General features: G+C 63.6%; 12 protein-coding genes and 1 pseudogene. 10 read left to right on the top strand and 3 right to left on the bottom strand.

The features are described 5' to 3' along the window. The first annotated feature begins 224 nt into the window (after positions 1-224). Positions 225-917, top strand: a complete 693-nt coding sequence (locus NG698_RS10490; protein WP_308293027.1) for an NADPH-dependent F420 reductase — start codon at positions 225-227, stop codon at positions 915-917. Between the two features lie 45 nt (positions 918-962). Here the strand turns inward: NG698_RS10490 and NG698_RS10485 are convergent. Continuing rightward, positions 963-1520, bottom strand: a pseudogene (locus NG698_RS10485) (transposase); the annotation flags it as partial. Positions 1521-1747: 227 nt separating this feature from the next. On the opposite strand from NG698_RS10485, the gene NG698_RS10480 reads away from it, so the two are divergent. Further along, positions 1748-2428: a response regulator gene (locus NG698_RS10480; protein WP_252599435.1), complete on the top strand. Its 681-nt coding sequence runs from the start codon at positions 1748-1750 to the stop codon at positions 2426-2428. A 2-nt stretch (positions 2429-2430) separates the two neighbouring features. Here NG698_RS10480 and NG698_RS10475 read toward each other — a convergent pair whose 3' ends face one another. Further along, positions 2431-4026 (bottom strand): GAF domain-containing sensor histidine kinase, encoded by a 1596-nt coding sequence (locus tag NG698_RS10475; protein WP_308293029.1) that lies wholly within the window; start codon positions 4024-4026, stop codon positions 2431-2433. A gap of 283 nt (positions 4027-4309) precedes the next feature. Here NG698_RS10475 and NG698_RS10470 point away from each other — a divergent pair, with 283 nt between their 5' ends. The 8 genes from NG698_RS10470 (at position 4310) to NG698_RS10435 (ending at position 12331) form a co-directional block, all read left to right on the top strand. Next, positions 4310-4777 (top strand): pyridoxamine 5'-phosphate oxidase family protein, encoded by a 468-nt coding sequence (locus tag NG698_RS10470; RefSeq protein WP_252609612.1) that lies wholly within the window; start codon positions 4310-4312, stop codon positions 4775-4777. A 6-nt stretch (positions 4778-4783) separates the two neighbouring features. Then, entirely contained in the window at positions 4784-5788 is a 1005-nt protein-coding gene (locus tag NG698_RS10465; RefSeq protein WP_252609611.1) for a zinc-dependent alcohol dehydrogenase family protein, read from the top strand. A gap of 76 nt (positions 5789-5864) precedes the next feature. Further along, positions 5865-6332, top strand: coding sequence for a universal stress protein (locus tag NG698_RS10460; protein ID WP_252599438.1), 468 nt, complete (start codon positions 5865-5867; stop codon positions 6330-6332). Between the two features lie 124 nt (positions 6333-6456). Further along, on the top strand, positions 6457-6831 hold the full coding sequence (locus NG698_RS10455; RefSeq protein ID WP_308293028.1) for a universal stress protein: 375 nt from the start codon (positions 6457-6459) through the stop codon (positions 6829-6831). Then, a complete protein-coding gene (locus NG698_RS10450) occupies positions 6818-7693 on the top strand; it encodes a universal stress protein (RefSeq protein WP_252609609.1) in 876 nt (291 codons plus the stop codon). Before NG698_RS10455 ends, NG698_RS10450 begins: the two co-directional genes overlap by 14 nt. A gap of 125 nt (positions 7694-7818) precedes the next feature. After that, entirely contained in the window at positions 7819-8874 is a 1056-nt protein-coding gene (locus tag NG698_RS10445) for a zinc-dependent alcohol dehydrogenase family protein (protein WP_252599441.1), read from the top strand. A gap of 448 nt (positions 8875-9322) precedes the next feature. Continuing rightward, positions 9323-9856 carry a flavodoxin family protein gene (locus NG698_RS10440; RefSeq protein ID WP_252609607.1) on the top strand — a complete coding sequence of 178 codons (534 nt, stop codon included), beginning with the start codon at positions 9323-9325 and terminating at the stop codon, positions 9854-9856. 9 nt (positions 9857-9865) lie between these two features. Further along, complete coding sequence (locus tag NG698_RS10435) at positions 9866-12331, top strand: HAD-IC family P-type ATPase (protein ID WP_252609606.1); 2466 nt, start codon at positions 9866-9868, stop codon at positions 12329-12331. Here NG698_RS10435 and NG698_RS10430 read toward each other — a convergent pair. Then, positions 12328-12792 carry a pyridoxamine 5'-phosphate oxidase family protein gene (locus tag NG698_RS10430; RefSeq protein WP_252568836.1) on the bottom strand — a complete coding sequence of 155 codons (465 nt, stop codon included), beginning with the start codon at positions 12790-12792 and terminating at the stop codon, positions 12328-12330. The two genes, NG698_RS10435 and NG698_RS10430, sit on opposite strands and share 4 nt — an antisense overlap. Positions 12793-12796 lie beyond the last annotated feature (4 nt).

Genomic DNA, 12796 nt, shown 5'->3' with positions numbered 1-12796 from the left:
TGCAGCCGGAGGCCTAGCCGGTCCGCCCTCTGCGCAGCCCAGTCCGCAGCCCCTCCGCCTGTGCTGGAGCCATCAACCCCCGCCAGGACCTCATGCGCCTTCATTTCCTGCTCCCTTCATCACACCACTTACACCACAGTGTCTCGCTGAAGCACTGAACGGCCAGTGCCTTAAGCCCCCACCGCCTCCGGGGCTTTCGTCCCTATTGCCCGAACCGACTAACAATGTCTACTGGATGGACAAGCAGATCGCGGCGTTTCCAGCAAGGGAAGATCATGACCAACATCAGCATTCTCGGCAGCGGACACATGGCCCGCGCACTCGCCACGGCGATGCTGCGAGGGAACAACCCGGTACAGATTCTTGGCCGTGACGGCTCCAAAACACGGGACCTGGTCGAAAGCCTCGGACCCGGTGCCACAGGAGGCGTGACGGGGGCCGCCATCACAGGAGCAATAATCTTCCTGGCCATCCCGCACAAGGAAGTCCATAACGCCCTCCTGGAAATCGGCGACGCTCTTGACGGCCGGGTCGTCGTAGACATCAGCAACACCGTGGACGTCACGAATTTCGATCGGCTGACCACGGAGCCCGGCACCTCCGCAGCCGAAAATACAGCCCGGCTGTTAGATGGACGCGCGGATGTGGTGAAAGCATTCAACACCACGTTTCCCACCACCCTGGAGGCTGGAAAGGTCGGCGGGCAACATCTGGACGTTTTTATCGCCGGCGACTCGGAGCAAGCCAAAGAGAAAGTCAGCGCCGTGGCAGCGGCCGCAGGACTCAGGCCCATCGACGTGGGGCCGCTTCGGCGTTCGCGCGAACTTGAAGCCTTCATGCTGGTTGTTATGGGCCTGCAGGTCAGCCCTGAGCACCAGCACTTCAACTGGGACACCGCGCTCAGGATTTTTCCATAGAAAAGGGTTGCCTGATGATCCCGCCTTCAGGCATTCAGCGCGGGTGATCGCCGCGTAGACCTCGTCCAGCGGCCGGTTCTGCCACGCGGCCATCTCCTCGACCACCCGGTCGGTGATCCGGGAGACCGTCTCCTTCGACACGGACGTACCGTAGATCTCGGCGAAATGGGCGCTGATTTCTCCCGTGGTCAAGCCCTTGGCGTAGAGCGAGAGGACCATCTCATCGACCCCCGTCAGGCGGCGCTGGCGCTTCTTGACGATGACCGGCTCGAACGTGCCTTCCCGGTCCCGCGGCACGTCCACCTGCACGGGGCCGGCGGTCTCCGTCAACACCGTTTTCGGGCGCACCCCGTTGCGGGAGTTGCCAGTCTGTTTACCGGCCGTATCGTGCTTTTTATATCCGAGGTGCTCGGTCATTTCCTCATCGAGCGCAGTCTCGATCACGGTCTTGGTCAGCTGCTTGAGCAGACCATCGGGACCGGTCAGGGACAGGCCCTGTTCCTTCGCCATTCTGACCAGCTCGCGGGCAGCGTCAGCCTCGGATATTTCTGTCTTCTTCTCAGCGGTTTTCGTACTCGGCACAGCCTCAAGTGTTGCGGCCATATCGGGCTCCTCCCCGCCAGGCTTAACGCCCGGCGTGTCGAGCCGGATACACCGTTATTTCCACAGTCCCTTCCCCGGTTCCGCGGGCAGGGGTAGGGCCATTGGTCATACCCCGCCGCGCCGACCGGGTCATTGGACCCTTGTGGCGATACCGTCCTTCCTCAAGAATGAGTCAGTCGCAGACGTGACACCTCGGTACCGGTTGGAACGGGTACACAGAAAGGAACATGATGAACGCCTCGACAGCATCGGAGCAATGGACTGAATCATCCGACGACGGTATCCGGGTGTTCATCCTTGACGACCACGAGCTGGTACGGCGGGGCCTTCAGGACCTCCTGGAAAGCGAAGGTTTCGTCGTCGTCGGCATGTCCGGGTCTGCCGCCGAAGCGGCACGTCGGATTCCGGCGCTGCGCCCGGACGTGGCAGTACTTGATGCCCGGTTGCCGGACGGGACGGGGATCGAAGTGTGCCGCGATGTGCATTCGGTGGATGAAACGATTAATTGCCTGATCCTCACAAGCTACGACGACGAGCAGGCGCTGCGGGGCGCGGTCCTGGCCGGGGCCTCCGGGTACGTTCTCAAGGAAATAGGCGGTTCCGCCCTGATCGGTGCCCTGCGCCGCGCCGCCAAGGGGGAATCCCTGTTTGATGCCGACCTGAAGGCCCGGATTGTTCAGGGACTGGCAGAACCGGAGCGCGTGGACCCAAAAATCGCGTCCTTGACCCGGCAGGAGCGCAGGGTGCTGGAGCTCATTGGGGAGGGTCTGACAAACCGCCAGATCGGCGAACGTATGCTTCTGGCGGAAAAGACAGTCAAAAACTACGTCTCATCCCTGCTTGCGAAGTTGGGTTTTGAACGGCGGACGCAGGCCGCGGTCCATGTGGCGCAGCACCATGAACACTGACCTCAGAAAACTGGAGCCGTCCATGTCAGTGCTGTTCCCGTTTCCGGGGAGCTGGCGACCTCGAAAGTGCCGCCCAGTGAGGCGGCCCGGTGCTGCATGTTCGTCAGGCCGGTGCCAGGCGAAGGCACGCTGAATCCTGTGCCGTTGTCCTGGATCAGGATGCCGACAAGACTGTTGTCCACGGAAACCGACACGCGGATCGAATCCGCTCCGGAGTGCCGGACGGCGTTGCTCAGCCCCTCCGTGATCATTGCCAGGATATTCAGGGCGGTTTCTTCATCCCGGATCGCGTCGATGGGCCCCGTAAGAGTCAGCAGGGGGACAAACGGCAGGGACTGCGCGCCGCTACGAACCGTCTGGAGGACACGGCTGCTGAGGAGTTCCTTCGCCGTGGCGGAGTCACTCAGCGAATAGATGGTGTTGCGTAGCTCCCGGATTGTCTCGTCCAGTTCGGCGGTCACAGTCTGGATGGTCCTGGCTGCGGAGTCATCGGACATATAACGTCGGAGGCTTTGGATGCTGAGCCCTGCTGCGAACAGGCGCTGGATGACGAGGTCATGCAGGTCGCGGGCGATCCGGTCCCGGTCGGTAAACACGGCAAGTTTCTCCCGCAGCCGATGCGCACGCGCCAGCTCGAGCGCCAGTGCGACGTGCGATCCGAACACGGGACCCATCTCCAGGTCCGTCGTACTGAACGTCCCGGATTGACGCTCCCGCAGGAGGAGCAGTAGGCCGTGGTGGGTGCCGTGGGCGCTGAGGTCGATAACCAGGAGACGGCTCGTGGCCAGGTCACTTCCGGTGCCGAGGGCAGACGATGCGTCTTCAATCACAGCGGCGTGGCCCGTGGCGAGAACGGTGTCCATTTCGCCCGAGTCAAACGACAAAAGCCGTCCGACCCACTCCGGAGCATGGTTCCCCGCACCTCCGGCGATCCGGTACAAGTCGGGAGTGTCCTCCTGGACCAGGATGAGGGCAAGGGTGGAACCGGACTCCTGGAGTGCTCTGGCGGCGATCATGTCCAGTCCCCCATTCTGGCCCTCCGGCGTCTCCTCGTCGCCCATCATTTTGTTGGTCACATCCATGGAGGCCTGAAGCCATGCGGTTCTGCGCCGGGCATCGTCATAGAGCCTGGCGTTTTCGATGGCGACGCCGGCGGCTGCAGCAAGTGCCTCGGCCAGGTCTTCGTCTTCGTCTGTGAAGTCGCCGCCGCCTCTCTTATGGGTCATGTAGAGATTGCCGAACACAACGTCCCTCACTCGGATCGGCACGCCCAGGAAAGATTTCATCTGCGGATGATTCTTGGGAAACCCGTAGGCATCCGGATGCTGGCTAAGATCATGCAGCCGCAGCGGCTTCGGATCGCGGATCAGGAGGCCAAGAACGCCATGTCCTGTGGGGAGGGGGCCAATCTGACGGGCGAGTCCCTCATCTATCCCCACAGTGATGAAATGGCTCAGGGCACGGTCGCCTCCAATCACTCCCAAGGCCCCATAATCAGCCCCGAGAAGGTGGCACGCTGAACTGACCACTCTGTGCAGCACCGCCTCCAGGCTAAGATCCTCGGCCAAGGCAACGACGGCACTTAGAAGTCCTTGCATCCGTTGCTGGTCGCTTACCATTTCCCCGGCACGGTCAACAAAGTCGGTACGAAGTTCGTCGATTCGAGGCCCGGCAACGGGTTGCCGGGCGCCCGTACTGGTGGGGTGTATGGGCTCGTTCAATGTAACCCGCCTTTCGATGGACATCCACGCGGGCCGGCCTGCCGGCTGCAGCCGGTGCACACAGACTACCCCTGCAGGGGAGGTTCATCCAGCACCGCAGGTTCGGTGAGGGGTCTTTGTGCCCTACAGCCGGTCGCACCTGCTCCGTATGATCGTGGCCATGACCACAGATGCATCGATACCGGAGACCGCCGTGCTGCCAACTGAAGAGTGCTGGCGTTTGCTGCGGGGCGACTCCGTGGGCCGCCTTGCCGTGTGGGTGAACGACCACCCCGAGATCTTTCCCATCAATTACAAGGTTGACCATGAATCACTTGTCTTCCGAACAGGTGCCGGCACCAAGCTTGCGTCCGCATTGGGCAAGCTGGTGGCGCTTGAAGCCGATGGTGCTGACACGGATGGGGGCGTTGCCTGGAGTGTCGTCGTGAAAGGGCCGGCCACAGCCCTCACCCGTACCCCTGAACTCCTTGGCTCCGTAGGACAGTTACTGTTCCCCTGGGAGACAGGCCCCAAGGACCATTTCCTCCGTATTGTCCCGGAGAGTGTCAGTGGACGGCGTTTCAAGATCGCCGCCCCGTTGACCTGGGGCGGTCCCTTGGATGAGGCCACCCGCGCCGGACTTGAATGACCAGTCATGAGGGCATGGTGGGTTGAAAAACCCGGCCCCATCGTGTCAGGTCCGTTGCGCCTGGGCGAGCGCCCTGATCCATCGCCGGGGCCGGGCGAGGTCCTGCTCTCGGTTCGTGCATGTGGTGTATGCCGCACAGATCTTCACCTTGCTGAAGGAGACCTGCGGCCCCGTGCTGCTCGACGGATCCCTGGCCATGAAGTGGTCGCCGAGGTGGTGGGGCTCGGAGCTGGCAGCTCCCGGTTCCGTCTTGGCGAGCGCGTGGGGGCAGCCTGGCTGGCCCGTACGTGCGGCTCTTGCCGCTTCTGTGCCCGCGGGTCAGAGAACCTCTGTCTCGCCCCGTCATTCAACGGCTGGGATGCGGACGGCGGCTACGCGGAGCTGATGACCGTCCACGAGGATTACGCGTACCGGATACCCGAAGCATTTACCGATGAGCACGCGGCGCCCATGCTGTGTGCCGGGATCATCGGTTATCGGGCGCTTCGTTCCTCCGGCCTTCCGCCGGGAGGCAAACTCGGCATTTATGGCTTTGGCGGATCGGCCCACCTGACGGCGCAGATGGCTATCTACGAGGGTGCAAGCGTCTATGTCATGACACGGTCGGCGGCGGCGCAGAGGCTGGCCCTTGAACTGGGGGCAAAGTTCGCCGGGCCCGCTGAAGCAGTCCCGCCTGAGCTGCTGGACGCGGCCATCCTCTTCGCTCCTGCGGGCCGGCTGGTACCAATCGCGCTTCGAGCTCTGGACCGCGGAGGAACCCTCGCCGTCGCAGGCATCCACTTGAGCGACATCCCGGTCCTGGACTATCAAAAGGACCTTTTTCAGGAGCGCCGCCTGCGCAGCGTCACGGCCAATACCAGAGCCGACGGGCGGGAACTCCTCGCGCTGGCAGAGCAAATACCGCTCCGCCCCACCACTACCCCCTATCCGTGGACAAAGGCAGACCAGGCATTGCTGGACCTGTCCCTGGACCGGTTCACGGGGGCCGCAGTGTTGCTTCGACCAGCCTGAGGCGCCGCCGGAAACCGTGTGCCTTCAGTGACCTTCGGCCCTAGGCCACCGCCGGATCCTGGGGGAAGGTACTGCCATGAGTGATAACGATCGCATCCTTGTCGGAATCGACGGTTCCGAATACTCCCCCGCGGCGCTGCGCCTCGCCGGGCGCCTGGCGTCCGCACTGGCCGCACCGTTGCACGTCGTCACATGCCTGGGCTTCTCCGACTTCTACCTGCCCGCGCACCTGCCTCCGGGTTACATCGATACAACGGCCGAGCTTGAGGCCATCGCCAAACGCCTCATGGAACAGGCCATCGACAGGGCCTACGGCGCGGAGCGCCCAGAACATCTCACGACAGCTGTCAAAGTGGGATCGCCTGCGAAGGTCCTGGTTGACGAAAGCCGCAACGCCCAAATGCTCGTCGTTGGTCGACGCGGCCACGGCGGCCTCTTTGGCCAGCTCATGGGCTCCGTCAGCGCAGCGTGTGCAGCCCATGCGCACTGCCCTGTGCTGGTGGTCAGCCAGGAGGCCGAGGAACACGATGCCACCGGCGGCTGAACTGCCGCCAATCGTGGTGGGCGTAGTCGGAAGCGCTCCTTCCACACTCGCTCTGCGCTGGGCGGGCGCATTGGCGCCGCTGCTCAACGCCCGTATCCGGGCCATGTCCTCCTAGCAGTTCCAGATCGCCTTCGGCACTTTCACCCCGGTTGTCTGGAACCCCGATGAAGAAGCCCGGAAAATCTGTGCCGAGGCAGTGGCCAAGGCCTTCCACGGTGTTCCTCCTGCGAGGCTCGAAATGGTGGTGTCCCAAGGGCCGGCGGCCAAGGTCCTAGTCGAAGAAAGCAGGTCTGCGCACATGGTTGTAGGGGGCAGCCGCGGCCACGACGGATTTGAAGGGCAGCTGCTGGGTGCGGTGAGCGCAACGGTGGCTGAACACGCAAAATGCCCTGTCCTCGTCGCGCATGGCTCAGACCTGCCGGCAGGGATTTCGATTGCTCCCGGGCAGGCCTCCGTGGAGGGCGGCGGCAAGGCCGGGTCCAGCCATGCCCTCCCCTGACCGCGTGGTAGTTGGCTACGACGGATCGGCTGAGGCAGCCCTGGCTGTGCGCTGGGCTGCACGGCACGCGAAGTTTTTGGACTGTGAGGTGGAGGTGGTTCATTGCTCACTGTGGCCGCTGCTGACCAGCGACCTTGGACCCGTCAAGGGCATAGAGGGAAGCGGGCTGCAACATCAGGCGCAGGCCATCCTTGATGAGGGGAAAGCTGAGGCGCTGTCAGTGGCGCCCCGGGTCAGGATCCGGAGCAGCCTCCTGTACGGACTTCCTGCAGGCCATCTCCGGCGGATCGCGGAAGATGCGCGGATGCTGGTTCTTGGCAGCCGCGGGATCGGTGGATTTATGGGACTTCTGGTGGGTTCAGTAAGTCTGGAACTCGCGGCGACGGCGTCCTGCCCCGTTGCGGTCATCCGGTTCGATAAGAACCCGGAGGGGCGCATCGTGGTGGGAATTGACTCTTCCGGGTCGGCGGGCGCCCTGAGTATTGCCTGTGCCATGGCCAGTGCTACGGGAGCGGACCTGATGATCATCCACGTCATCCGGTCCCATGACCGCACAGCCCACGAGGCCGGAGGGGGCCAAGGAGCGGCCCGTCGCCTCCTCCTGACGGCCGCTCACGACGCCAGCGGTCTGGCTTCGGACGTGACTATCAGCCAGCACGTTGCCCAGGATACTTCCGTCCCGCGGGCGCTCCTTAATGCTGCCCGTGGTGCCGCCCTCATCGTCGTCGGAAGCAAGGGCCGGGGGCTCCTCAGAGGAGCTATCGGGTCAAATGCCCACGCAGTCCTTCACCACGCCACGGCCCCTGTCCTGATCTCCCGGCAACTGGAGCCCGGCGGGACCGCGGGCAATGTGGCGACCTGAGCCGCCGCCGTCGGACTTCCGGGACTTTTGTCCCTTACCGGCGAGGCAATCGGGCGTCATCGTTGAGGTGGAGCAGCATTCCGCACGCCGTGGAACCCTATCAACAGCAACAGGCAGGAACGGTTATGAAAGCTATTGTTTACGGAGGCCCAGGGAAGAAGTCCTGGACGGAAGTCCCCGATCCGGCGATCCGGAATCCCACCGATGCCATTGTCAAGGTTGACACCACCACCATTTGCGGGACGGATTTGCACATCCTCAAAGGGGATGTGCCGGCCGTGACGGAAGGAAGAATCCTGGGCCACGAAGGAGTGGGAACCATTACTGAGGTCGGGTCGTCCGTGACTAGCCTGAAACCGGGCGACCGCGTGATCATCTCCTGTATCAAGTCCTGCGGCCACTGTGCCAACTGCAAGAGCGGCCTCTATTCGCACTGCATGGGCGACGAGGGTGCCTCGGGCATCGGCTGGGTCTTCGGCCACCTGATCGACGGCACGCAAGCCGAATACGTGCGGGTCCCATACGCCGAAAACTCCCTCCATCTGCTGCCCGACGGTGTAAGCGACGAGCAGGCCGTCATGCTGTCGGACATCCTCCCCACGGGCTTCGAAATCGGGGTCCAGTACGGCCGGGTAAAGCCCGGCGACACGGTAGCGGTGGTCGGGGTGGGTCCGGTCGGGCTGGCCGCAATCGCCACCGCCGGGCTCTACGGAGCGGCGACCATCATCGCCATCGACCTTGACGCGAACCGCTTGCAGAAGTCCCGCGAGTTTGGCGCCACCGAGGTCGTCCTGTCAGGCGACGCCGACTGGAAGGAACAGGTGCTGGGCCTGACCGACGGCCAGGGCGTGGATGTGGCCATCGAGGCAGTGGGCATTCCCGCGACCTTCAGCATGTGCACGGAGATCGTCCGGCCGGGCGGGAATGTCGCCAACGTGGGGGTGCACGGCAAATCAGTGGAACTCCATGTGGAGAACCTCTGGATCCAGAACATCAACATCAGCATGGGACTCGTGAACGCCAACACCACTCCGATGCTGCTGAAACTCGTGGCCCAGAAGAAGCTCCCGGCGGAAAAGTTTGCAACACACCGCTTCCGTTTTGACCAGTTCATGGACGCCTACGACACCTTCGCCCGGGCCGCGGAGACAAACGCCCTGAAAGTAGTGATCACCGCATGAAAGGCTACGTTGTTTACGACTCCGCATACGGGAACACCAAGGCGGTTGCAGAGCCATCGCACAAGGCCTCAAACCTATCCGCGCTGCAGCGGTTTCCGTGACGGACTTCAACCCCGGGAACCTGTCAGGCGGCGATCTCCTCATCGTCGGCTCCCCCATCAACGGCTGGCGGCCCACCCCCAAAATCACGGTACTGCTGGCGCAGTTGGGCAACGGCCGGCTCAGGGCATCAAGGCCGCAGCGTTCGACACCCGCGTCCGCTTCTTCATCCATGGCGACGCCGCCAAGAAGGTGACCAAACTGCTCACGGAAGGCGCGCCCACGCCATCGCCCGCCCCGCCCCGTTCTACGTCCGGGGCACCGAAGGGCCCCTGCGCGGTGGAGAACTTGAAAAGGCAGCGAGCTGGGCCCAGGACCTGGCCTCAGCACTCGAGAAGAAGGCCACACCATGAAAGCAGCCATCGTTTACGAATCCCTCTACGGCAACACACGCGCAATCGCTGATGCGATAGCGCAAGGGCTGGAGGGGGTGGCCGAACCACACGTGATGTCCGTGGAGGAGGCAGGCCAGACCCAGCCCACCGCCACGGATCTCCTGGTGGTGGGAGGGCCGACCCACATCCACGGCATGAGCAGGAAGCCGATGTGGGAACTGGCAGTCAAAGACGCCCTTGAACACCCGGAGAAGGGATTGGTCCCGGACGCCGCATCGGGAGGACCGGGCTTGCGGGCATGGTTCGACTTCCTGGACAAGGCAACCGGAAAAGCGGCCGCCTTCGACACCCGGCTGAAGGGGAACAAGCTAGTGACCGGTCACGCGTCCAAAGGCATCGCGAAACGACTCAAGCAACATGGCCTTGAGCTGATAGTCGAGCCTGCGAGCTTCCTCGTCGATGAGGCCAACCAGCTTTTGCCAGGTGAACTCGACCGGGCGCGCGAATGGGGAAAGACGCTCGGCGCAGCCCTCTCGCCGGCACCCTGAGTGAGCCGCGTGGGCACGGCAGCGGCGCCATATCCGCCCGGGGCTGATGCTCCCGCAGGATCCGGTCTCTCCGCCGATGATGTGAAGGAACGAACGCTGGCAGGCCTGGCCAACGGAGTTCCCGACAATTCGAGCAGAAGCCTGTGGCAGATTGTCCGGGCGAATGTGCTGACCCTCTTTAACGGCATTGTTGGCGGCTGCTTCCTGCTCTTGCTCTTCCTGGGGCAGTGGAAGGACGCGCTCTTCGGCTTCGCCGCGCTCAGCAACGCCGTCATCGGCGTGGTCCAGGAGTACCGCGCCAAGAGGCTGCTGGACCGGCTGGCCGTCCTTGACGCCCCCCGGGCCAGGGTGCTCCGTGAAGGCCAGGTCCAGGACATCGCAGTTTCCGACGTCGTCCTGGACGACGTCGCGGTACTGCATGCCGGCGACCAGGTCGTGGCAGACGCCGTCATCATCAGCGGGGATGGCCTTGAAATTGACGAATCCTTCCTTACCGGCGAGTCTGAACCCGTAGGCAAGGGCAGGGGCTCCACCGTGTGGTCGGGTTCCACCATCACGGCGGGGCAAGGCGAGGCGCGGGTGGTCGGCGTAGGGGCCGGCTCGTACGCCAGCCGGCTCACCGCGGAGGCGAAACGTTTTTCCCTGGTTAATTCAGAGATCCGCAACGGGATCGGCCGGGTCCTTCACTGGATCAGCTGGGCTCTCTTCCCTGTCGTCGTGATCGTCACCAACGGCCAGATGCAGGCTAAGGGTGGCTGGGATCTGGCTTTCACCACCGGGGCCTGGGTGGAGGCGGTCGTTGGCGCAGTGGCGGGCGCCATCGCCATGATTCCCTTGGGCCTGGTGCTCATGACCAGTGTTGCGTTCGCGGTCGGTGGTGTCCGGCTGGCCCGCCAAAATGTGTTGGTGCAGGAACTGGCAGCTGTGGAGGGACTGGCCCGTGTGGACGTTCTGTGCATCGATAAGACCGGTACCCTGACGGAGGGCAGGGTGGTCTTCGACGGTGTGCACGCTGCGGGCATTCCATCTCCGCCGGGCTGGAGGGAGGCACTGGGATGGTTCGGCGCCGACCCCCACGCCAACGCCACCGCCCGCAGCCTGGCGGGCACCTTCGCCTTTGACGGCAACCGGGTCCCGGCCGCCGTCGTTCCTTTCTCTTCCGCCAGGAAGTGGAGCGCAGCGAGTTTCTCTTCGCCTCATGCTGCTGCGGGAACGTGGGTGCTCGGTGCACCCGAGATGGTCTTGCAGGGGAACAACGCATCCACCGGTGACGTCCTGGTCCAGTCCCGCCGCCTCGCGTGGGCGGGTTTACGCACCCTGGTACTGGCTTACTCGCAGGACGTTGCGCCCGAAAGGGATCCCGACGACGTGCAACTGCCACCAGGGCTTACAGCCGCCACACTGCTGACATTCCGGGAAAAAGTCCGCCCCGATGCAGCGCAGACCCTGTCCTATTTCCGCCAGCAGGGCGTTGCCGTGAAGATCCTCTCCGGCGATGACCACCGGACGGTCATGGCGGTGGCCCGTGAGGTGGGGCTCGACGCCGTCGTCGGCTACGATGCGCGGCACCTGCCCTCAGATCCTCACCTGATGGAGGAAACGCTGGACGGCTTGTCCGTGTTCGGTCGAGTGACGCCCGCCCAGAAGAAAGATATGGTCATGGCGCTGCAGAGAATGGGGCACACCGTCGCCATGACGGGTGACGGCGTCAACGACGCCCTGGCATTGAAGGAAGCGGACATCGGGATCGCCATGGACACTGCGGCACCCGCCACCAAAGCCGTGGCCCAATTAGTGCTTTTGGACGGGCGCTTTGACAGGCTTCCTGCAGTCGTGGCCGAAGGCCGCCAGGTCATCGTCAACATTGAGCGGGTCTCGGTGCTGTTCCTAAGCAAAACAACCTACGCGGTAGTCCTGTCGATAGTGTTCGGAGCGCTGTTGTGGAGCTTTCCGTTCCTGCCCCGGCAGCTCTCCGCCACTGACGGTCTCACCATCGGCATCCCCGCGTTCTTTCTGGCCCTGATGAGCAATCCACGCCGCTACAAACCTGGATTCTTGAAACGGTCACTGGCCATGGCCGTCCCGGCCGGAATCATCGTCGCGACGGCGGTACTGGCTGTGCAAGTGTATTCCGTGGCGGCGGGCGGCTTCAGCGCCGGAGCCAGCCGCACCGCCTCCGTGGTAACCCTTTCCCTGGTTGCCCTGAGCGTGCTGGCGGCTGTCAGCCGCCCGGTCAGCGCCCTGCGCGTGGCCATCATTGCAGCCATGTGCCTGGGCCTGTTCCTGCTGATGACCGTCCCCATCCTGCAGGAATTCTTTATGCTCGAATGGCCACCTCCTGAACTCACAACTGCCTCGTTTGCCGCCGCCTCCGTCGCCATCCTTGCGGTCCTGGCACTAAGCCAGGTCCACGCACGGCGGTACCCTGTCGATAGGCCTGCGAAGGTGACACAGAACTCAGTGGCGCGGCCCTAGAGCCAGTCCGCCGAAAAATCCTGCGGCGGCCACCAGCGCGTGCGCGGCGAAACCGCAAACCTTCGCCCGGAGACCTCCGTAGGGACGATCTGCACCAGATGCTCTTTGAGTCCGGCCTGCCACGGTTCGCGGTCAGGACCGGCTTCCTGGAGGGCCGCCGGATCTCCGTCAAACGGCCCAGGCATTCCCTTGACCACAACGCTCCACACTTCGGTGGCGTATGCATTCAGCCCGTCTGTCTCAAAAGCCACGGCGGCGCCGCTGAGGAGGGCACGAAGTTTCGTGCCGGGCGCCGTGCGGAAGACCACCGTTTCGCCGACAGTCATGAAGTTCAAGGGAAAGATCTCGGGGACCGCACCGTTGATCACGGCCAGCCGCCCGATATAGGAAGACTGGAGATACTTCCAGCAGTCAGCCGGGGCGAGGACTTCCGTGTGAGACTCTGAGGGGGAGCTGCTCATGCAA

This window comes from Pseudarthrobacter raffinosi, from assembly GCF_023913735.1.
Lineage (GTDB): Bacteria > Actinomycetota > Actinomycetes > Actinomycetales > Micrococcaceae > Arthrobacter > Arthrobacter raffinosi.
The sequence above is the reverse complement of the archived record's forward strand: the minus strand, read 5'-3'. Positions and strand labels throughout refer to the sequence as shown.